Annotated in this window: 18 protein-coding genes; 5 read left to right on the top strand and 13 right to left on the bottom strand. The window is 62.8% G+C overall.

All coding sequences use genetic code 11. The features are described from left to right. Positions 1–8: 8 nt before the first annotated feature. Positions 9–938, bottom strand: coding sequence for a LysR family transcriptional regulator (locus HNO86_RS28410; protein WP_175380252.1), 930 nt, complete (start codon positions 936–938; stop codon positions 9–11). Between the two features lie 129 nt (positions 939–1,067). Here HNO86_RS28410 and HNO86_RS28405 point away from each other — a divergent pair, with 129 nt between their 5' ends. After that, positions 1,068–1,811 carry an SDR family oxidoreductase gene (locus tag HNO86_RS28405; protein WP_175380251.1) on the top strand — a complete coding sequence of 248 codons (744 nt, stop codon included), beginning with the start codon at positions 1,068–1,070 and terminating at the stop codon, positions 1,809–1,811. A gap of 55 nt (positions 1,812–1,866) precedes the next feature. Here HNO86_RS28405 and HNO86_RS28400 read toward each other — a convergent pair whose 3' ends face one another. The 5 genes from HNO86_RS28400 to katG all read right to left on the bottom strand — a co-directional run bounded on the left by HNO86_RS28400 (position 1,867) and on the right by katG (position 10,047). Continuing rightward, positions 1,867–3,270 (bottom strand): DUF2252 domain-containing protein, encoded by a 1,404-nt coding sequence (locus HNO86_RS28400; RefSeq protein WP_175380250.1) that lies wholly within the window; start codon positions 3,268–3,270, stop codon positions 1,867–1,869. Positions 3,271–3,446: 176 nt separating this feature from the next. Further along, complete coding sequence (locus HNO86_RS28395; protein ID WP_175380249.1) at positions 3,447–4,712, bottom strand: MFS transporter; 1,266 nt, start codon at positions 4,710–4,712, stop codon at positions 3,447–3,449. Between the two features lie 23 nt (positions 4,713–4,735). Next, a complete protein-coding gene (locus HNO86_RS28390; RefSeq protein ID WP_175380248.1) occupies positions 4,736–5,806 on the bottom strand; it encodes a sugar phosphate isomerase/epimerase in 1,071 nt (356 codons plus the stop codon). A 111-nt stretch (positions 5,807–5,917) separates the two neighbouring features. After that, positions 5,918–7,423: a PLP-dependent aminotransferase family protein gene (locus HNO86_RS28385; RefSeq protein ID WP_175380247.1), complete on the bottom strand. Its 1,506-nt coding sequence runs from the start codon at positions 7,421–7,423 to the stop codon at positions 5,918–5,920. Between the two features lie 359 nt (positions 7,424–7,782). Beyond that, positions 7,783–10,047, bottom strand: a complete 2,265-nt coding sequence (gene katG, locus HNO86_RS28380; RefSeq protein WP_175380246.1) for a catalase/peroxidase HPI — start codon at positions 10,045–10,047, stop codon at positions 7,783–7,785. 383 nt (positions 10,048–10,430) lie between these two features. Between katG and HNO86_RS28375 the strand changes: the two genes are divergently transcribed. The 3 genes from HNO86_RS28375 (at position 10,431) to HNO86_RS28365 (ending at position 12,831) form a co-directional block, all read left to right on the top strand. Continuing rightward, a complete protein-coding gene (locus tag HNO86_RS28375) occupies positions 10,431–11,558 on the top strand; it encodes a diguanylate cyclase (protein WP_175380245.1) in 1,128 nt (375 codons plus the stop codon). 182 nt (positions 11,559–11,740) lie between these two features. Further along, entirely contained in the window at positions 11,741–12,145 is a 405-nt protein-coding gene (locus HNO86_RS28370) for a hypothetical protein (RefSeq protein WP_175380244.1), read from the top strand. After that, positions 12,139–12,831: an RES family NAD+ phosphorylase gene (locus HNO86_RS28365; RefSeq protein ID WP_175380243.1), complete on the top strand. Its 693-nt coding sequence runs from the start codon at positions 12,139–12,141 to the stop codon at positions 12,829–12,831. The genes HNO86_RS28370 and HNO86_RS28365 overlap by 7 nt, the downstream gene beginning before the upstream one ends. A gap of 50 nt (positions 12,832–12,881) precedes the next feature. Here the strand turns inward: HNO86_RS28365 and phnE are convergent, their stop codons facing one another. The 7 genes from phnE to HNO86_RS28330 all read right to left on the bottom strand — a co-directional run bounded on the left by phnE (position 12,882) and on the right by HNO86_RS28330 (position 21,138). Further along, positions 12,882–13,649 (bottom strand): phosphonate ABC transporter, permease protein PhnE, encoded by a 768-nt coding sequence (gene phnE, locus HNO86_RS28360; protein ID WP_175380242.1) that lies wholly within the window; start codon positions 13,647–13,649, stop codon positions 12,882–12,884. After that, entirely contained in the window at positions 13,646–14,473 is an 828-nt protein-coding gene (locus HNO86_RS28355) for an ABC transporter permease (RefSeq protein WP_175380241.1), read from the bottom strand. The genes phnE and HNO86_RS28355 overlap by 4 nt, the downstream gene beginning before the upstream one ends. Continuing rightward, entirely contained in the window at positions 14,467–15,264 is a 798-nt protein-coding gene (locus HNO86_RS28350; protein WP_175380240.1) for a phosphonate ABC transporter ATP-binding protein, read from the bottom strand. Before HNO86_RS28350 ends, HNO86_RS28355 begins: the two co-directional genes overlap by 7 nt. After that, entirely contained in the window at positions 15,261–16,112 is an 852-nt protein-coding gene (locus HNO86_RS28345; protein WP_175380239.1) for a putative selenate ABC transporter substrate-binding protein, read from the bottom strand. The genes HNO86_RS28350 and HNO86_RS28345 overlap by 4 nt, the downstream gene beginning before the upstream one ends. 217 nt (positions 16,113–16,329) lie before the next feature. Continuing rightward, positions 16,330–18,456 (bottom strand): TonB-dependent receptor domain-containing protein, encoded by a 2,127-nt coding sequence (locus HNO86_RS28340; protein WP_175380238.1) that lies wholly within the window; start codon positions 18,454–18,456, stop codon positions 16,330–16,332. A gap of 215 nt (positions 18,457–18,671) precedes the next feature. After that, entirely contained in the window at positions 18,672–20,009 is a 1,338-nt protein-coding gene (locus tag HNO86_RS28335; protein ID WP_175380237.1) for an MFS transporter, read from the bottom strand. 337 nt (positions 20,010–20,346) lie between these two features. After that, on the bottom strand, positions 20,347–21,138 hold the full coding sequence (locus HNO86_RS28330) for a helix-turn-helix transcriptional regulator (protein WP_175380236.1): 792 nt from the start codon (positions 21,136–21,138) through the stop codon (positions 20,347–20,349). A gap of 105 nt (positions 21,139–21,243) precedes the next feature. Here HNO86_RS28330 and HNO86_RS28325 point away from each other — a divergent pair. Beyond that, positions 21,244–22,075 (top strand): threonine dehydratase (locus HNO86_RS28325; RefSeq protein WP_175380235.1); only part of this gene is annotated, 832 nt, incomplete at its 3' end.

Genomic DNA, 22,075 nt, shown 5'->3' with positions numbered 1-22,075 from the left:
GGCATGTCTTACTTCTGCGCAAACCGCGCCGCACTGCCGCTGGCACGAAATTCCTCGACGATATAATCCACGAACACCCGCACCTTGGCCGGCAGCAGTTTGCGGCTGGTGTAATAGATCGACAGCGGCGAGGCCTCGGCGTACCACTGGGGCAGCACGCGCACCAGTTCGCCGCGCTCCAGGAACGGCAGGGCGTGGGGCAGGGGCAGCAGGGCGATGCCCATGCCGGTGGAGGCCGCGCGGGCGATGGCTTCCGGATCGTCCAGCACCATCACCGGACGCACGCTGGCCACCACTTCTTCACCGGCGTCGTTCTTCAACTTCCAGGGCGCCAGCCGGCCGTTGCTCAGCAAACGACGCAGCAGCCCGCGATGGCGGGTCAGTTCCAGAGGATGGGCAGGCGCCGGATGCTGTTTCAGATAGGCCGGGGAAGCCACCAGCGCAATGCGCAGATGCGAAAGCTCCCGGGCGATCAGCGCATCGGTCAATTCGAGACCGCCACCGATGGCGACGTCGAAACCGTCGTTGATCAAATCGACCTGACGGTTATCGAAATGCAGATCGGGCACCACGTCCGGATAGCGGCGCACGAATTCATCCATCAGCGGCACGAAGAATTCGCGGCCCACGGTATAGGCCAGCGAGACCTTCAGGGTGCCCGCCGGTTTGCCCGCACCCTGGCGCAGATCGGTCAGTGCATCGCCGATCTCGGTCCACGGCAGCCGCACCTGGCCATACAGCCGCTCGCCTTCGGATGTCAGCGCCAGGCTGCGGGTGCTGCGCTGGAACAGCCGCACCCCTAGTCGCGCCTCCAGCTGGCCCACGCTCTTGCTGACCGCTGCCGGGGTGAGACCCATGCGACGGGCCGCTGCGGAGAAGCTACCTTCATCGGCGGCGCAAATGAAGGCATCGAGATAGCTGCTGAGTTCGATAGTCATGGCTGCGCCTTATACCGTTGGTTGAAACTGATTGCGCATTTTAACGACTACCGAGAACAAGTCACCAGGGCCATGATGTGTTCACCAACCCGCTGCAACCCAACCCAAACAGACCCAGAGGACAACATCATGACTGCTCAACTCAACGGTAAAGTCGCTTTCATCAATGGTGGTTCCCGCGGTATCGGCGCCGCCACCGCACGCCGCCTGGCTCGTGACGGCGCAACGGTCGCCATCGGTTACCTGTCCTCGGCCATCGCCGCCGAAGCGCTGGTGGAGGAAATCAAGACCAGCGGCGGCCAGGCCTTCGCCATCAAGGCGGACGCCTCCGACCCCGCCGGCCTGACCCAGGCCATCGACAGCGTCGCCGAGCGTTTCGGCCGCCTGGACATCCTGGTCAACAACGCAGGTGTGCTGGTCACCGGCCTGCTGGAAGACTTCTCCCTGGAAGACTTCGACCGCACCATCGCCGTGAACGTCCGCGCGGTGTTCGTCGCCTCAAAGGCTGCGGCCAGGCACATGAAAGAGGGCGGCCGGATCATCAACATCGGCAGCACCAACGGCCAACGCATGCCGTTCGCCGGCGGCGCGGTCTACGCAATGAGCAAATCGGCGCTGATCGGCCTGGTCAAAGGCCTGGCCCGCGACCTCGGACCACGGGGCATCACGATCAACAACGTGGCACCCGGCCCGGTCGACACCGACATGAACCCGGAAAACAGCGAATTCGGCGCCGGCCTGCACGACCTGATGGCGATCCGTCGCCACGGCAAGGCCGACGAAATCGCCGGGATGGTGTCCTACCTGGCGAGCCCTGAAGCGGCCTTCGTTACCGGTGCGGACCTGCTGATCGATGGCGGCTTCGCAGCCTGATGTGAAACACCTTCAACTGTAGGAGCGAGCATGCTCGCTCCTACAGGTTCTGTGTTCATTCTTCTTCGTAGATCACATTCACTTTCCCCGCACGCGCCGCCTTCATCAACGTTGCATGATCACGCTCCGTCTGGTCGGCATAGAGCAGCGAAAAGTCCCCCAGCGCTTCATCGAACACTTCGTTTTTCCCCAGGTACCCCGAGATGGTCGCCGAGTCGCCGGATTTGGCATGGGCGCGGGCCAGGGTCAGGCTGCAGAACTCGGCGTAGCGCTCCAGTTGGGTCGCGTTGATGTTCTCCAGGGGCACCGACATCTTCATGTCCCGCAGCTGTCGCACGAAGAAATCGTAGCCGGCAAGACCCCGCACCCAGCCGAGGAAAATGTCGCTGGAGGACTGCATCAGCCGCTGGCCCATCACCACCCGTTGCCCCTGATTGTCGTACTGGCTTTTGCCCGCGTAGGGCTCCAGCACTGAGGGGCAGGATTCCTTGAACTGCAGGATCAGCGGATGGTTTTCCTCGGAGAACAGCAGGGCGATGTAGCAGCGTGTGCCGACGCTGCCGATGCCGACCACCTTGAGCGCGGCGTCCACCAGGCGATAGCGGTCGAGTAGCACCCGGCGCTCGTCGGACAGGCTTTCGCGATAGGCAGCAAGGCCTGCGTGAACACGATTGATGAACTCAGGATCCGCGACGTGCTGAATCACCGGCGGCTGATCGACGATGCGCGGATGCCCGGCGACCTGTCCGGCAATCTTCGGAAAGACGCTTTCCATCACCCGCTCACGGGCACGGGCGAACAGTTGCTGGCGGAATTTAAGGGCCTTGGCGTCGGGCGCCAGCTCCAGCAGTTCATCGGCGTCCAGGCGTGAGTACCAGACCTCCAGCGGCTTCATCTTGGAAAAGCGCCGCAGGTGCTCACGGTAGGACCGGGCACAGGCCACCGCGATCCTGCGCGCCCGGGCGTCATTCGCTCCGCCGTCGCGCGCCGCCACGGCGAAACTCGCGACCAGACGCTTGATGTCCCATTCCCAGGGCGCCGGCAGGGTTTCGTCAAAGTCGTTGAGGTCGAACACCAGGTTGCGTTCGGGGGTGGCGAACAGGCCAAAATTGAGCAGGTGACAGTCGCCGCAGGCCTGCACGTTCACGCCGATGTTCGGCCCCATCGCCAGATCGTGGGCCATCAAGGCGGCCGAGCCGCGCAGGAAGGTAAACGGCGTACGCAACATGCGTCCGTAGCGGATCGGCACCAGCTCCTTGAGGCGGTCGCGGTTGGATTTTTCCAGAATCGCAATCACATCCCGCTGTCGCCCCGGCGACTTCCACCTGGCGTGCTCTTCTCGGGGGAACTGCTCACGCAATCGCTTGCCGTCGGCCATGCGTTCCTCGCGGGAACGGAAGATCGGGTTCGATTTGCTTTTGCTTGCGGACTCGCGGGAAGGTTTCCTTTTCGATGCCATGGTGCACTCGTCTCCGATGCGCGGCTTGAGGACAGGGGCATGCGCCCCCGTTCATTCACGCTAGCTCAAGTCCGTCTTTTCACCATGGCCTTCGCGGGCATACAGGATCTGTGGCGAATACAAACTCTGCATCCACCACCAATCCCCTGTGGGAGCGAGCCTGCTCGCGATGGTGGTCAGGCCTGCGCCGGGCTCACCGCGCCAGCTGCCGCAGTCTTCTTGCGCACCGATTGGTAGAGCAGGCTGGACACCCCGAACCCGACGACGGCCAACACGCTCATCAGGCTGAAGACATAGTTGTAACCTTGCTGACCCGGGAAGCTGTCGAGGATCGCGCCGTAGATCACATAGGCGAACATGCCCGGTGCATAGCCGATCAGGCAGCCGATGCCGAAGGCCGAGCCGGTGATGTGCTGGGGGATGCCGACTTCACCCATGGGCGCCCAGAACACGCCGCGCATCGAGAAGACGATCAGGGCGAAGGACAGGGTCGCGGCCATGCCGGCGTAGATGAAACTCGGGTTTTTCGGGATCAGGATGATCACCGCCATCAGTGGCAGCAGTGCCAGGAAGGCCCACTTCAGATAGCGGCTGGTGCTCTTGAACTGCGTGTCGGCGATGAAACCGCCGGCCGGGCCGCCGAGGATCTTCAGGAAGTACTGGTTGATGATCCCGTAAGCGCCCACCAGTGCCACGGGCAGGCCATACATTTCCTTGAGGTAGGGAATGAAATAGGTCAGGCCGCAGTAAACGATGTAGACCATGAACACGTTAAGGCTGACCAACCAGATCCCCGGCACCTTGATCGCTTCAAGCAGGTTTCCCAGGCCATTCTTCGGTTTGGCCACCGACTGTCCGCTGCCACTCTTGAGCAGCAACCAGGTGAGGCTGCCGGCCAGGATGTCGATGACCGAGTAGAACAGGATCGCCGACTTCAACCCGGCTTCCCCCGAACCCATGGCCACGAACACACCCAGCGCCGAAAACGCGACCAGGGTATCGACCACGCCGCGCCCACCCTCCAGCAAACCGAACAGCCGCCCTTGCTCCTGATCGTCACCCAGGTTGCGGATCGCCTTGAGCAGCGAAGGCCAGAAGATGCAGTCGGCGCACACCGCCAGCAGGCTGAATACGATCAGCAGGTTGCTGAAGGGCGGAAAGGTCGCCAGATACAACCCCAGGCTGCCCGTTCCGATCAGACCGATGGGGATCAGCTTGCGCGTGTCGTAGCGGTCGGCGAGCAGGCCGCCGACGATGAACAGCGCGGTGGCGATGATCGCGTTGGCACTCAGCAGCATGCCGATTTCAGTGTGGCTCAGGCCCATGAATTCCTGCATGGGGACGTAGAAGGCGTCCTTGAGGTTCGCCAGTTTGTAGATGGTCCCGCCACCCAGGATGAGGATCAGGAATCTGAGCCATTTGGCCTTGCTTTGCGTTGTCATTATTGTTCTCCGGGCGTGTCGGATCAGGCGTGGGTTGAAACAGAGAGGGTCATTTCGGCCAGGGTGCGCAATTCGGCCAGAAGACCGCGGACATAGGCGACCTGGTTGTTCGCCCAGCGGTGTTCGTCAGCCAGCATGTGCTCCAGCGAAAAGCCCTGCGGTAGCGGGGTGTCGCTCATTTCCCGGTAGGCAATGAACGGATCGGCCGCTTCATCGGTCTGGCGGAAGGCCGGGGCGACGTAGTGATTTTCCTGCTCGAGAATGAAGGCGATCACCTGCGGGGCGTCGTCGCCGAGCATCAGCAGTTCGAACAGCATGCGCGGGCTGGGCAGGTCGTCTTCAGCGCTGCCCTGGAGGACGCCGTAATGGCCGAAACCGTTTTGCTCGGGCACCACCCGCACACCCTTCATGTGGGTCTGGCGAATATGCGGAGCCAGATTGCGCAGTGCCTGCAGGGGCTGTTCGCAGGCGTTGATCATGTTGCCGAAGTCGAACAGCGCATGCAGGCGAGGGTGGTCGAGGCGCTTGAGCAGATGTGCGATCTCGTCGCTCTTGAGTTCTTCGTGCTGCTCGAAATCGAAGTACAGGTCGTGCTCGTCGGCCAACTGCGCGAGGTAGTGCAGGTCGGTCTCGATCACGTCCATCACCCGCGACAGCGCCCCCTCGTAACGCGAGTAGACGCGGATGTTGCGCACGCCCAGGGCGAGGGCGATGGCAACCACCTGATCGACATCCTTTTTCAACGTGCTGCTGATTTCCAGATGCACATCCAGCCCCAGGGCCCTGGCCTTGTCGGCGAAGGCTTGCAGCTGGGCGGGCGACATCTGGCTCAGGCTGTTTTCCTCGCCGTCGAGCAAGTGCAGGCTCAGCCCCGCAAGCTCGTGGCGGTAGGCGAAGTCCAGCAGATCGGCGGGGGTGACGCGGCCGTGGGTGAGGTTGGTCAGCAAGGGATAGGCGTGGGCAAACAGGCGCATTTGCCCCAGGCGTTCGAGCAGCTGTCGGGCCAGTGCCTCGGTCAGCACCGGGGCCGGGCTGTCGTCTTGCACCTTGTGGTTCAGCAGGGCGCTGAATCGTTCCTGGATCTTATTGTTCATTAGCGTCGTTCCTGGTTCAGACACCGGGTCTCCCGGCGCGGTCTTTATCGCGCCAGTCAGGAACTCTCGATAGATCCACTATCAGCTATTTAATAAGACCACTTGCCACCCTCACGTGGCCGCAGGCAGATGCCCCATCTCCCGCAGGGCCCGGGCCAGGGCCTCGACGCGTTCGGCTGCCTGCTGCTCCGGGGTGCCGGCGAAACCGATCAACAGCGCCGGCGGCAGGGTACGCCCGATGCAGTAGTCGCTCAAGGCATAGGTATGGATGTTGTGCCCGGCCAGATCCCGGGCAATGGCCGCGTCATCGAGCCCGGCCGGCAGCCAGGCGATCAGGTGCATGCCGGCTTCCACCGGGGTGATCCGGAAAAACCTGCCGATGCGCTTTTCCAGCTGCTCCACCAGCGCTTGCTGGCGCGCCTGATACAGCGCACGCATGCGGCGGATGTGCCCCAGGAAATGACCCTCGATCATGAAGTCGGCGGTGGTCGCCTGGAGCACCGTGGGCGGGCTGCGATCCATCACCGCGCGCAGGGTACAGAAGGGCTCGACCAGAGCGTGGGGCAGGATCACGTAACCCAGTCGCAGCGACGGGAACAGGACCTTGCTGAAGGTGCCGACGTAGATCACCCGGGCCATCTGGTCCATGGCATAGAGCGCCGGCAACAGGCGACCGCTGTAGCGCAATTCGCTGTCGCAGTCGTCCTCGATGATCCAGCTCTGCTGCTGCGCGGCCCAGTCGATGAGGGCCTGGCGCCGCGCATAACTCAAGGTCACGCCCAAGGGGTGCTGGCGCGACGGGGTGGTGAACACCAGGCGGGCGTCGGGGCACTCGCGCAGGCCCTGTTCGACGTCGATGCCTTGCTCATCGATGGGCAGCGGCACCACCTGTGCGCCCTGGGCCTGCAAGGCAATGCGCGCGGCGATGTGGCCCGGGTCTTCCATCCAGACGCTGTCCTGGGGATTGAGCAGCAACATGCCCAGCAGGTTGAAAGCCTGTTGCGCCCCGGAAACGATGACCACTTGTCCGGCGGTGCAGTCGATGCCGCGGGCGTCGAAGACGTACTCGGTAATCGCCGTGCGCAAAGCCTGCAAGCCTTGCAGTTCGCCGTACCCGAGCATCGCCTTTGTCGGCTTGAGCAGATGGCGGTTCATCAGGCGCCGCCAGACCGTCTGCGGGAAGGCGTCGTAGGTGCTGTGGCTGGGCAGGAACGAGACCGGGGCGGCGGGGTCCCAGTCGGCATAGGACATCCCGCGAAAGTGATCGCTGCGCAGCGACAGCATGGACTGGCTCAGGTCAGACAGGCGTGGCGGCTGGCGCTGCTGTTCATCGGCGTTGCCGCGATTTTCCCACTCGTCGCTGACATAGGTGCCGGCACCGGTGCGCGAGGCCAGGAAACCTTCGGCAATCAGCTGGTCGAAGGCATTGAGGATGGTGATCCGCGACAGTTCCAGTTCCTTGCTCAATGTCCGCGTCGACGGCAGGCGTACGCCGCCCTGGATCCGGCCACCGAGTACCTGTTTGCGAATCTGCAGATACAGCTGGCGGTAGAGCGGGATTGGGCTGGCGCGGTCAATGTCGATAGCCGACAGCAGTAAACCGGCGGGGGATTTCATGACAGGGCTCGTCTGCGAGAAGTGTTGGACATGGAATACCGTCAGGCGATGCGGCGCGCAAGGGTATCGGGGGATATCGGATAAGTCATCCATCCCGGACTGTCAGGAAAGGGTAATGCGGATATCGGACTAGGATTAGAAAACGACCTGCGACACGCCCTGACCATTCATTCAACAGAAGGACGTTCAACATGACTCGTTTATCTCTTGCAGGCTTTTGTGGTGGTGGGGCTATTGTGGCGAGGGGGCTTGCCCCCGTTGGACTGCGCAGCAGTCCCATCTTTTAGGGCCGCTGCGCGAACCAACGGGGGGCAAGCCCCCTCGCCACAGGTTTTGCGCCGTTCCTGTTGCTTCGTGGGTTACAGATCGAACCGATCCAGGTTCATCACTTTGCCCCAGGCCGCCACGAAGTCCTTCACGAATTTCTCCTTGTTGTCGTCGCTGGCATAGAACTCCGCCAGTGCCCGCAGCTGCGCGTTGGCGCCGAACACCAGGTCCACCCGGGTGGCCGTCCACTTCGCCTGGCCCGTCTTGCGGTCGCGGCCTTCGAATTCTTCGTTGGTGGCCGAGGTGGGTTTCCACTCCACACCCATGTCCAGCAGGTTGACGAAGAAGTCGTTGGTCAGCGTGCCTTTGCGCGTGGTGAACACACCGTGGGCGGTCTGGCCGACGTTGGTGTCGAGGACGCGCAGGCCTCCGATCAGCGCGGTCATTTGTGGGGCTGTGAGGGTCAGTAGTTGGGCCTTGTCGATCAGCAGATGCTCGGCGGTGATGCGATAGCGGGACTTGAGGTAGTTGCGGAAACCATCGGCAATCGGCTCGAGCATGCCGAACGACTCGACATCCGTCTGATCCTGAGTTGCGTCCATCCGTCCCGGCGAGAACGGCACCGTGACGTTATGCCCGGCGTTTTTCGCCGCCTGCTCGACGCCCACGTTACCGGCGAGCACGATCAGGTCCGCCAGGGAGACTTTCTTGCCGCCGCTGTTGAACTCCTTCTGGATGCTTTCGAGTTTGCCCAGCACATTGCCCAGTTGATCGGGCTGGTTGGCTTTCCAGGATTTCTGCGGTTCCAGGCGCAGCCGCCCACCGTTGGCGCCACCGCGCTTGTCGGAGCCCCGGAAGGTCGAAGCCGCGGCCCAGGCCGTGGACACCAGTTGCGAAACGCTCAGGCCGCTGGCCTGGATCTTGCCCTTGAGCGCGGCGACATCCGCGTCGCCGATCAGGGCATGATCGACCTTCGGAATCGGGTCTTGCCACAACAGCACTTCGTTGGGCATTTCCGGGCCGAGGTAGCGTGACAGCGGTCCCATGTCGCGGTGGATCAGTTTGTACCAGGCGCGGGCGAAGGCGTCGGCCAGTTGATCCGGGTTCTGCAGGAAGCGCCGGGAAATCGGCTCGTAGATCGGGTCGAAACGCAGCGCCAGGTCGGAGGTCAGCATCCGTGGCTCACGGCGCTTGTTGGGATCGAACGCATCCGGGATCAAGCCAGCCCCGGCGCCGTCCTTGGGTTTCCACTGGTTCGCCCCGGCCGGGCTTTTGGTCAGCTCCCACTCGAAGCCGAACAGGTTTTCGAAATAGTTGTTGCTCCATTTTGTCGGAGTATTGGTCCAGGTGACTTCCAGACCGCTGGTGATGGTGTCCGGACCCTTGCCGGTGCCGAACGAGCTTTTCCAGCCCAGACCCTGTTGTTCCAGGCCGGCGGCTTCCGGTTCCGGCCCGACATTGTCGGCGGGACCGGCGCCGTGGGTCTTGCCGAAGGCGTGGCCACCGGCGATCAGCGCCACGGTTTCTTCGTCGTTCATCGCCATGCGGGCGAAGGTTTCGCGGATGTCGATGGCGGATTTGAGCGGATCAGGCTCGCCCTCGGGGCCTTCAGGGTTGACGTAGATCAGGCCCATCTGCACGGCAGCCAACGGGTTTTCCAGGTTGCGGCCGTGTTCGGTGCGGCTGTCTTCGTTGCGTCCGGGTTCGGCCGACAGCGGCACATCGCCGGGTTTCTGCACGGCCTTGTTGTCATCGCTCGGGTCGCTGGCGTAGCGGGTATCGCCGCCCAGCCACTTGGTTTCCGAGCCCCAGTACACGTCCTCGTCGGGTTCCCAGACGTCCGGACGGCCACCGGAGAAGCCGAAGGTCTTGAAGCCCATGGATTCCAGGGCGACGTTGCCGGTGAGCACGATCAGGTCGGCCCAGGAAATGTTACGGCCATATTTCTGTTTGATCGGCCACAGCAGGCGGCGGGCCTTGTCCAGGCTGACGTTGTCCGGCCAGCTGTTGAGCGGGGCGAAGCGTTGCTGGCCGGAACCGGCGCCACCGCGCCCGTCGGCGGTGCGATAGGTGCCGGCGGCGTGCCAGGCCATGCGCACGAACAGTGGGCCATAGTGGCCGAAGTCCGCAGGCCACCAGTCTTGCGAGTCGGTCATCAGCGCGGTCAGGTCGCGCTTGACGGCGGCAAAGTCGAGTTTCTTGTACGCCTCGGCATAGTCGAATCCCTCATCGGCAGGCGTGGAGAGGGGCGAATGCTGATGCAGGATGTTCAGGTTCAGTTGGTTCGGCCACCAGTCGCGGTTGCGTGTGCCACCGCCGGCGGCGTGATTGAACGGGCATTTCGATTCGGTTGCCATGTGTGAGCTACCCTCGGTCGAGATCAGTCGGCTTTCCGGCCCGTCGGGGCCTGGAATAGAAGCGAGCGAAATCCATGACTCAGGCTGCCGGACCCATTTGTCGATCCGCTGATCGGCGGGGTCGTTCAGGCATTGCAGACGGTGGCAATCAAACTGCCACCTTACCTGGCCAGTATCTGACTCATTCTTATCTTCACATCAGGTCTGTGCCGGCCAGACCGCGCCGGCGCTAAATAAGGCTAGACCCCGATCGTCAAGTCAGCTAATAGCCCGAGTATTGGTAGCCGATAGGCGGAATCTCTCAGCGGACACAGAGTTTTACAGGTGGCCCCTAGCGATGTGCCACAATAGTCAGGTCACCGCAGCATTATCAGGCGAACACAATGGATGGCCTTGGATTTCGGCTCGAGCAGGAACGCTACATCGCCCAACAGGTGCGCACCGATCGATTGCACCAGCTGTTCCGGCAATCGGTAACCGCTGTCTTTGGCAGCTTCCTGGCATTGGTCATGTTGTGCTGGCTGTGCTGGGACCGCTTCGACCACCACATCATGAATGTGTGGATCGCCTTGCTGACGGCTTCCACCCTGATCCGCATCACGATGTTCGTGGTGTATTTCCGCAGCCCCGAAGCTGCCCGCACTCCGCAGCGCTGGGAACTGATCTATCTGGCCACCTTGTCGCTGTCCGCCGGGATCTGGGGCGGCGGGGCGCTGGCGGTCATGCCGGTCGACGATCTGCTGGCCCAGGCGCTGGTGATGCTGTTCACCGTGGGCATGTCGGTGAGCGCCGTGTCCTGCTATTCGGCCTATCGCTACATGACGGTGGTGTCCATCGCCCTGGTGCTGCTGCCGTCGACCTTCTGGTTGATGATCCAGCCGACTTCGCTGCAATTCGGCATGGGCGTGGCGGTGCTGGTCTTCGCCTCCTTCGTGTGCAGCGCCACCCGCAAACTCTCCGACGCGCTGGAAACCGCCTTTCGACTGACCCGCGAAATGGAACTGGCCCACAGCATCTCCACCCGCGCCGCGCAGACCGACGAACTGACCGGCCTGCGCAATCGCCGCGCCTTCTTCGAACAGGCCCAGCGCCTGTACAGCCACTGCCAGCACTACCACCTGCCGCTGTGCGCGGTGATGCTGGACATGGACCACTTCAAGCACATCAACGACACCTACGGCCATCAGGTCGGTGACCAGGTGCTGCGGCAGATGGGCGTGGTGATCAGCCGGTCGTTTCGCGAGGCCGATGTGTATGGCCGGTTGGGCGGGGAGGAGTTTGCGGTGCTGCTGCCGGATACATCGCTGGAAGATGCGCAGAACATTGCCGAAGGGCTGGTTCATTCGATCTCCGGGCTGATGACCGGGCCGGTGCACTGCATCACCGCCAGCGTCGGTGTTGCGTGCATGGTGGCAGGCGACAAGGATCTGCACAGCTTGATGAGCAATGCCGACAAGGCGCTGTATCGGGCCAAGGCCAGGGGGCGCAATCAGGTGGTGGTGTCCGATTAGGCTCTGTCGCCAAAGTCCTGGTCACCACAAAACCCTGTGGGAGCGGGCTTGCCCGCGAAGAGGCCGGTACATTCAATAGAGATGGTGCGATGAAAGTCCAGGCACCACCGGTCCAGATAATTTGATCTATGGATTCAATAAGCCTATTTTTGAATCCATAGACGCAAATTAAGGCCCCGATCATGTCACTCGCCCTCCAAACCCAGGGCTTCAGCAAAAACCAATGCGTAACCGGCCTGCGCGCCGCAGTCGGCATCCTGGAAAAGTGGCAGGCCAGCAGCGATCAAGCCTGCCGCCTGCTGCGCATTTCCCGCAGCACCTACACCCGCGCCCGGCAGCGTGATCCGGCCTGGGCCGTCGCGCTGGATGCCGACCAGATGCAGCGCATCAGCATCGTGCTCAACATCCACGCCACCCTGCGACTGATCTTCGATAACCCGCAGAACGTCTACGGCTTCGTTTCGATGGCCAACGACAACGAATTCTTTAACGGCCGCAGCCCGCTGGAGATCATGGCCCAAGGCGACATGATCTCGCTGTACGAAACCTTTCGCCGGATCGACGCGTTGCGAGGCGGGCAATGGTGAAGCTGGCGGGGTTGCCCGTATCGGCCGGCGAAACCCTGCTGGCCTATCGGCTGGTCAATTCGAAGTTTCCGCCGATCGCGATGTTCGACGACGTGGCCGATGCCGACGAGTTCGAGACCCTCTACGAGATCCAGGCGCTGACCAATCCACGGTTGAAGAACGAAGTGGGGCAACTGGAGTTGATCCCCCGCAGCGAGATTCCCTTCGGGATCACCGGCTGTTCCTACGCGACGGCGCCCTTTACCCACGTCAACCCGGCGGGCTCGCGCTTCAGTGATGGCAGTTTTGGGGTGTTGTATCTGGCTGACACCATGGAAACCGCTTTGGCCGAGGTGCAGCATCATCAGGCGTTGTATTGGTCCGGGGTGCGGGATCTGCGCTACGAGCGCTTTGTGTTTCGCGGGCTGTCCTGTTCGTTCGTGGACAAGGGGATGCAGGATGCGACGGGTATTGCGTTGACAGACCCGATCTACGCGCCTGACGACTACAGCGATTCTCATCGCTTTGGCCGCAGTATCAAGCAGGCGGGAAGCCCGGGGTTGCGCTACCACTCCGTGCGCCGGCAGGGCAGCCATTGCTGGGCATTGATGACCCCGAGGCCAGTGTTGTCGATCATTCAGACGGCGCATTACGAGATGGTCTGGAACAAGCAGATCACCAGCGTCAGCCAAATAACCGAGGCTTGACGCGGTCCCTGTAGCAGCTGCCGAAGGCTGCTACAGAAGAGCGTCGTGAGTCAGGCCTTGACCCACCGCTGCCGACTCCACGCACTCAACGAATCCACCGCCAGCACCAGCAACAACATCGCCAGAATCACCGTACTGGCCTGCGCCTCCTGAAACAGGCTCAGGCTCACATACAGCATCTGCCCCAAACCCCCGGCGCCCACAAACCCCAGCACGCTGGCCATGCGAATGTTGTTCTCCCAGCGATACAGCACATACGCCAGCAACTGCGGCAACAGGTTGGGCAGGGTGCCGTAGCAGAAGGCCCACAGCGCATTGCCGCCTTGCAGGCGAATGGCTTCGGCCGGTTGCGGCGGGGTGTTTTCCAGGGCTTCGGCGAACAGCCGTCCCAGTACGCCAGTGGTGTGCAGCGCCAGCGCCAGGGTGCCGGCGTTCGGGCCGAGGCCGGCGGCCAGTACCATCAACGCTGCCCACACCAGCTCCGGAATCGCCCGTAATGCATTGAGCAACAAGCGCGAGGCGCTCTTGAACGGCCAGCCAAAACGCCCGGCCGCCGGCAACGCCAAAACCAGACCGAACACCGCCGCCAGCAACGTACCCAGGGCGGACATGGCAATGGTTTCCAGCGCGCCATGGGCGATGGCCTGCAGATGACCGGCACTCAAATCCGGACTGAGAAAGCGCTGCGCATAGGCGCCCATCTGCTTGAGGTTGCCGCTGTCGCCCAACGCCCCGAGGTCGATGCCCAGATAGCCGAACGAGGCGATCACCGCGACGCCGATGCCCAGCAGCAGGACGAGGTTGATCAGGCGATTCATCCCAGCCTCCAGCGCAACAGGCGGCTGAGTTGATCGGCCAGCAGCACCAGCACCAGGAAGGTCAGCAACAGGCTGGCCACCTCACCGCCGGCGAACATGCGCAGCGACAGGTCCATCTGCTGGCCCAGGCCGCCGGCGCCGACAAAGCCCATCACCACCGAAGCGCGGATCGCGCATTCCCAGCGATACACCGTGTACGACAGCAGCTCGGCCGCGACATTGGGCAGCACGCCATAGAAGAACGCCGCCAGCCGACCGCTGCCCGCTTGCAGCAACGCGTGGGCCGGGCGCTGGTCCACCGATTCGAAAATCTCCGCGTAGACCTTGCCGAGCATGCCGCTGTAGGTGATGGCGATGGCCAGCACCCCTGCGGTCGGCCCCAGGCCCACGGCGCGCACGAACAGCAGCGCCCAGACGATCTCCGGCACGCTGCGCAGAAAGATCAGCAAGCCGCGCACCGGCCAGCGCAGCAACCGGCCCAGAAAGCTCGGGCGGCCAGCGCGGGAAGCCGCCGACAGCGACAGCGCACGGCTGGCCAACAGACTCGCGGGCACCGCCATTAGCAACGCCAAAGTCATGCCGGCAGTGGCGATGGCCAGGGTTTGCAGGGTGGCTTGCCACAGCAGCTCAAGGAATTCTTCGCCATAGGCCGGCGGCCAGAAGGTCGCCACGAAACGGCCCATTTCGCTCTGGCTGCCGCTGGCCACCAGAACGCCCAGATCCAGTTCGCTGAAACGAATGCCGGGCCACAACAGGGCAATCGCCAGCAGGCAGAGCAGCAGACGGGGAAGGGTGGCCGGGTCTCGGGAATCGCGGGTCAGCATCGCGGAATCTGCAGGCTCAAGGGCGCCACGGGTGCGGGAGGGGATTGCAGTTGCTCGTTGGCGTAGAGGCGGTCGAGCAGTTCGCGGTCGACTTCATTGGGCGGCAGATCAAAGAGAATCTGCCCGTCACGCAGGCCGATGATCCGCGAAAAATGCCCCAGGGCCAGTTCCACCGCGTGCAGGCTGGCGACCAGGGTGACCTTGTGTTCACGGGCATGGCGGCACAGCACCGTCAGCGTGTGCCCGGCGAGCACCGGGTCCATCGCCGACACCGGCTCATCGGCCAGCAGCACCTCGGGCGCCTGATACAGCACCCGCGCCACGCCGACCCGCTGCAACTGCCCGCCGGACAATTGCTGGCATTGGGCGAACAGCTTGTCGCCCAGATCGAGCCGAGCCAGGGCAGCCCGCGCCCCCGGAATGTCCACCGGATGCAGCAGGTTCAACAGGCTCTTGCCCAGGCTCCACTGGCCCAATTTGCCCGCCAACACCGCCGTAATCACCCGCTGGCGCGGCGGCAACGGCGGCGCCTGATGCACCAGGCCGATCCGCGCACGCAGGCGCTGGCGCTGGCGAGCGGACAGTTGCCAGGCGTGCTCGCCCAGCAGTTGCACCTCACCGCTGCCGGGCCGCAGGGCGGTGGCCAACAGGTTGAGCAAACTCGACTTGCCCGCGCCGGACGGGCCGATGATCGCGACCTGTTCGCCGGTCGCGATCTGCAGGTTGATGTCACGCAAAGCCTGAACTCCGTTGCCGTGGGTCAGGCTGATGTTGGTCAACTTCAAGGTCATTTGAGCAGGTCGGCAGCGCGGGCGGCTTCCTCGATGCCCTTGTAGTTGTCGGGGCTGGTTTCGATGAAGCGGCTGGCGGCTTGCAGATCGAGGATCTCCTTGTCCGCAGGCTTCGCCGGATCAAGGGCCAGGAACGCCGCCTTGATCTTGTTCGTCAGGGCCGGGTCGAGGTTGCCGCGCACGGTCCAGTTGTAGTCGAAGTAGGCCGCAGTGGTGGCGAATACCTTGACCTTGTCGGTATCGACCTTACCGGCGGCCACCAGTTTTTCCCAGACGCTGGCGTTCAGCACCCCGGCGTCGACCTTGCCGGCCTGAACCCAGGCGACCGTGGCGTCGTGGGCGCCGCTGTAGCCGACGCGGCTGAAGTAGGTTTCCGGCTTGATGCCGTCCTTGAGCATGAAATAGCGTGGCATCAGGCTGCCCGAGGTGGAGGACACCGAGCCGAAGGCAAAGGACTTGCCCTTCAGGTCCGCAAGGGATTTGACGTTCGGGTCGGCGGTGATGAATTTGCTGGTGAACTTCGCGTCCTGTTCACGCTGCACCAGGGGGATCGCGTTGCCGGTCTTCAAGCGTGCCTGGACAAAGGTGAAGCCGCCGAGCCAGGCCATGTCGATACGATCGGTGGCCAGCGCCTCGACCACCGCCGGGTAATCGCTCACCGGCACAAACTCGACCTTCATGCCCAACTGCTGCTCCAGATAAGCGCCCAACGGTTTGAATTTGCGCAGCAGCTCAGTGGGGGCCTCATCGGGAATCGCACTGACCTTCAACGTCTGCGCCGCCTGGGCGAGCAGGGTAGAGACAGACAGAGTCAGGCCGACGGCCAGTGCCAGGGTACGCTTGAGCATGGAAGTTCTCCTTTTCGATTGCGGGGGCGCTTTGAGAGGGTAGCCGAAATGACACTTCGGGCGCTCCCACAGTTTTTACGGTGTTGATTGCGGTAATGATGAACGACTCGAAACCCCTGTAGGAGCTGCCGAAGGCTGCGATCTTTTGATCTTGCTTCTAAAAAATCAAAAGATCGCAGCCTCGTTGCACTCGACAGCTCCTACAAAAGGGCGGGGGTCAGAGCCAGCTCCAGGAAACCCCAACATACGCCCCCAACCCTTCACCCGGCGTAGACCTGGCCACATCCACCCCCTTGTCGTCATACCCCGGCGTTACCGTCGCCGCATAACGCTTGTCCGTCAAATTGCGGATATCCAGCCAGGTCTGCCAATCCCCCTTCGGCGCATTGAACCCCAGCGTGGCGCCAAACAGCGCATACGGATCGGCGTAATAGCTGTTGGCATAATCCACCGCCACCTTCGACACCAGCTGCGTATTCACCGCCGCAAAGAACCCCTGCGGCCAGTCGTAGCGCAACTCCCCCTGGTAGTAATGCATCGGCAACCCCGGCAGGCGGTTGTCGCCGAACCGGTCATCGTCCCGATAGTGGAAATCGCTGAAGGTATAAGCCTGGCGCAAACTCAACCGCCCACCATCCGCCGCCGCCCACAGATCGCTCTGCAAACCGGCCTCAACCCCCTGATGCACTGTCGGGCTGGCGTTGAGTTCGTAAGGCGTGGTGGCGTTGGCGTCCGGCAGCACCGACAGCAACTCATGGCGCACCTGGGAGTAGTACCAGGACAGGCTCCATTGCCCGATCGCGCTGTCGCCACGGCCACCCAGCTCCAGGGTGGTCGCGGTCTGGTTCTGCAACTCGATCGGGTCGCGCTGAGTCCCGGTCGCCGGGCCGCTGCCCGCCGGGAAGCGCTGGTTGGCGCTGTAGATCAGCGACCACGGATGCGGCGCCTCCACCGAGCGGCTGAGGTTGCCGAACACCTGCACCTGCGGCGTCAGCTGATAACGCAGCCCCACCCGCGGCGCGTAATCCCAGTCGCCCATGCTGGTCTTGCCGCCGCCATCGGGGTAAGTCACCGCGCTCTCGCGGCGGGTATAAATGGCGGCCAGCCCCGTCGTCAGCCACAGGTCCTCGGCGATCTCCAGGTCATTGCCGGCATGCAGCACCGTGTCCGAACCCTGATAGGTGAAGTTGCGCATGTGGGTGCCCGGCGCATAACCGGCGGTGTTGCCGGTGGGAATGCGCACCCGCTCGCTGGCCCCGTCGTTCGGCAGGTGCTTGGTCACCCGCAAGCCTACGTTGCTGTTGCTCTCCATCCCCCACAGCGTGTCGCGGCGCTTGTAGTCGAAGGTGCCGCTGACATCGGTGTACGCCACCTTCAAGCGGTTCGGGCCTTCACGCAGGTCCATTGGATAGTCGTGATACACCAGCCCCGTCTGAATGCTCGAGTCGTCATCCAGATAGAAGGTCGTCTTGTTGCCGATAAAGGTGCTGCCCGGCTGCTTGCGGCTGTCATCGCGCAGCACATAGGCGGGGTTTGCCGCGCGGGGATCGTGCTCGATGGAATGCTTGGTCACGCGCCCGGCCAGGTCGTTGTCGGTCTCGCGGTAGCGCAGGTAAAAGCGCGTTTCCAGGTTCGGATTGAAGCGATAACCGAAGTTGGCGATCAGGCCCTGGCTCTCGCTGTCGGTGTGGTCCTGATAGCCGTCGGACTGCGCGTCGGTCACCGCCACGTAATAGTCGAAGTCCCCCAGCACCTGCCCGGAACTGACCTGACGCTGCTGATAGCCATGGCTGCCGGTCGCATAACGCACCTGCAACTTGGGCGAGTTGTAGCCGGTGTGGCTGACGTAGTCGATGGCTCCGCCCAGCGCCAGGGCACCGCGATCAAAGCCGTTGGCGCCGCGCAGCACTTCCACATGATCGAGCCACAGTGGCTCCAGCAACTCGTAAGGCGTACCACCGGGGCCGGTCAGCGGCAGCCCGTCGAGCATCGTGTACAGCCCCGAAGCATGGGCCCCAGGCGCCCGGTTGATCCCCGAGCCGCGAATCGAAATCTTCACCCCTTCATTGCCCGAAGACTGGGCATACACCCCCGGCTGATACGCCAGCACATCCTGATTGCTCGCCACCCGCCCTTGCAGCGGGCGACGCATATCCACCACGTTTGTCCCGCCCGGCACCTCAGCCAACCGCGCCTCGGCCTCGGCAACCGACCGGTCCTCGCCGCTACGATCCTCCCCGCCAATCAACACCTGCCCCAACTCCAACCCCTCGGCCTCGGCCAGGGCCGGACAAACCAGCGTCAGGCCAAGCAACGCGGCGGGCAGGGATTTGGGCGAGGGCATCGGAAGAACTCCATACGACGATAACGGGCAGTGAGGAACTGCGACGTATGGAAGAACGAAGGAAACACATGGGGATTTTGTTTTTTTTCAAACACCTACAGCGGCAAACCATCCCGCCTAACCCTGTAGGAGCTGCCGCAGGCTGCGATCTTCTGATCTTGAAAATCAAAAGATCGCAGCCTGCGGCAGCTCCTACAGGGATTTCACCAGGCAACTCAGGCCTCTACACCCACCCCAATACCATTCTCTTCACTCCCCACCTCATGCAACGAAACCCGCGAAGTCTCCCGCAACGCCAACCCCCCAACCAACCCCAATACCCCCACAATCATCAAATAAAACGCCGGCGACAAATTGCTCCCCGTCGTACTGATCAACCACGTCGCCATCAACGGCGCAGTCCCGCCAAACAGCGTGTACGCCATGTTGTAAGTCACCGCCGAAGCCGTATACCGCGTGCGCGTCGGGAACGTCTCCGACAGCAGCGCCGCCGTCACCACGTTGCACAACACCGCCCCCGTCGCCAGCAACATCACCCCGAACACCGACGCCGCAAACGACCCGGAACTGGCCATCAAAAACGACGGATACACCACCACAATCAGCAACCCGCAAGCCGTCATCACCGTCCTGCGCCGTCCGACCTTGTCCGAATACAACCCTGCCACCGGACAAATCAGCGCCGCGAACACCAGCGCAATCAACGACACCAGCAACGCCGTCGCCCGGCTCAAGCCGCCGGCCACCTGCAGATAAGTCGTGAAGTAGGTGGTGAACATGTAAAAGGACAACGCCGTCAGCGACACGAACGCGCCCAGATAGCACATCGCCGCACCGTGATTGCGCAGGGTTTCCTTGAGAGGGGAGTGCGCGACATCATGCTCCTCGGTCACCGCCTGGAACGCCGGGGTCTCATCCAGCTTCCAGCGCAGATAAAGCCCCACCAGCCCCAAAGGCGCCGCTACCAGGAACGGCAAGCGCCAACCCCAACTCGCCATCGCCTCAGCCGACAAGGACGCCTCCAGCGCATAGGCCAGCACCGCCGCCGAAGCGAAGGCCGCAAAGGTCGACACCGGAATGAAGCTGCCATACCAGGCGCGCTTGTCGTTCGGCGCATGCTCCATCAGATAGGCACAGGCCCCCGCATACTCACCACCGGCGGAGAACCCCTGGGCACAGCGAATCAACGACAACAGCACTGGCGCCATCACCCCGATCGCCGCATAGGTCGGCAACAGCCCGATCAAGGTCGTCGCAGCCGCCATCAACAAAATCGTCGCCGCCAACGTGCGCTTGCGCCCGATCTTGTCCCCCAACATGCCAAAGAAAATCCCACCCAGCGGGCGAAACGCAAACGCCACCGCGAACACCGCAAAGGTCTTGAGCAACGCCGCGTTGGCGTCACCGCTGGGGAAAAACTGCTGAGCGATGGTCGTGGCCAGAAAGCCATAAACGGCAAAGTCGAACCACTCGACAAAATTGCCAATGCCGGCGGCGACAATCACCTTGCGCAGCGTTTCGGGGCTGACCTGTTCCGTAGTAGTGCTCGTCATGCTTGACCTCGACCTGTCGTCAGTGATCCCTCGATTATCGGGCGACCCTTCGACGCGGCTCACTTCAAAAGTGTCATCCGCATAGTCAGCACCGACGTTTGGTCACTGAAGAAAGCAGGATTCAGGCCAGGCGATTCAACCCGGTGGAGAAGAGACCCCTGTAGCAGCGGGCGAAGCCTGCGTTCGGCTGCGAAGCCGTCGCAAAACCTGAATGCAAGGTCTGCCTGAAACACCGCGGTGGCTGATTTCACGACTGCTTCGCAGCCGAACCCTGTGGCGAGGGGGCTTGTCGAAACGTCGCACCCCCCCGTTGGGCTGCGCAGCAGCCCCCAAAAATCTATGCCTTGCGCAACTCCCCCGGACTAACCCCCAATCTCTGCCGAAACACCGTCGCCATATGCGCCTGCGAATTAAACCCGCACACCAACGCAATTTCCGCCAACGTCGCCTTCGAATCCCGCATCAACGCCCGAGCCCGCGCCACCCGCCGATCAATCAGATAACCATGCGGACTCTGCCCGGTCGCCAGCTTGAACGCCCGCATGAAATACCCCTCCGACAACCCCAACAAATCCGCCATCGCCTTCACCCCCAGCGAACCGTCGAGCCCCGCCTCGATAAACTCATCCAGCAAACGCATCCGACTGCCGGTAATCGACCCGAAAGCCAACACCTCATCCCCCTGCGCCCGCTCGGCCAACCCCAGCGCCCAAGCCTCCCAGTCATCCTCCACCGAAGGCCGCAACAACGCCCCACGCATGCGCAACGCCAAGGCAATCGCCTGCGGATCGATGCGATTGTTGAACGCCCGATCCCCCGTCAACGCCACCCCATCGGTACGCAACACCCGCAGGTATTCACCGCCCTTGGGCGACTCCGACAACACATCACACCCCACCGGCACAAACGCCAGCCCATTGGGCACCGCATCGAACGGCAGCACCCGATCACTGCCGATCGCATGCACCCCGCGCTGACTGTCAAAGGCAAAGCCAATCGCCGACTGCGACGCCACATACCGCGTCGCATAAGCCGCCCCGGGCAACAATTCAATCGCCCACGACCCGGCCTCGACACGGCGGACCGGTTCAGATTGCGGCGGTGAAGGAGGGCGTTTTCGAGAGCTCATGCGCTCCATAGTAGTGAACAGCGAGCACAAAAGTCAGGTCAGTTTTCTGAAAGCCCATCTGCCCGGCCCATGCCTAGACTGAACAAAACCTCAAGGAAGCCCGCCATGCACACACTCACCCTCGACGACATCCAGCAAGCCGCCCGCCAGGTCTACCAGGCCATGCCCGCCACCCCGCAATACCGCTGGCCGCTGCTCGCCGAACGCCTGGGCTGCACCGTCTGGGTGAAACACGAAAACCACACCCCGACCGGTGCTTTCAAAGTGCGCGGCGGCATCACCTTCATGCACTGGCTCAAACGCACCCACCCCGAAGTCAAAGGCATCGTCACCGCCACCCGCGGCAACCACGGCCAAAGCCAGGCCTTCGCCGCCAGCGCCCTGGGCCTGCGCGCACTCATCGTCGTCCCCAAAGGCAACTCAAAAGAAAAGAACAACGCCATGCGCGGCTTCGGCGGCGAAGTCGTCGAATACGGCCGCGACTTCGACGAAGCCCGCGAAGAAGCCGCCCGCCTGGCCCAACAACACAACCTCTACCTCGTCCCCCCGTACCACACCGAACTGGTCAAAGGCGTCGCCACCTACGCCCTCGAACTCTTCACCGCAGCGCCAGACCTCGACACCCTCTACGTCCCCATCGGCTGCGGCTCCGGCATCTGCGCCGTCATCGCCGCCCGCGATGCCCTGGGCCTGAAAACCGAAATCGTGGGCGTGGTCTCGACCGACGCGGCGGCCGCGAAATTGTCGTTCGAGGCGGGGGAGATTCGTGAGACGGAATCGGCGAACACCTTTGCCGATGGGCTGGCGGTGAGAAAGCCGATTCCGGAGGCGTTTGCGGTGTATGCGAAAGGCGCGGCGCGGATTGTTGCGGTGAGTGGGGAGGAGGTGGGGGAGGCGATGCGGGTTTATTTCACCGATACGCATAATTTGGCGGAAG

Source organism: Pseudomonas sp. C1C7, from assembly GCF_013359595.1.
In the GTDB taxonomy this organism is placed as follows: Bacteria; Pseudomonadota; Gammaproteobacteria; order Pseudomonadales; family Pseudomonadaceae; genus Aquipseudomonas.
This window is presented reverse-complemented; position numbering and strand designations above follow the sequence as displayed.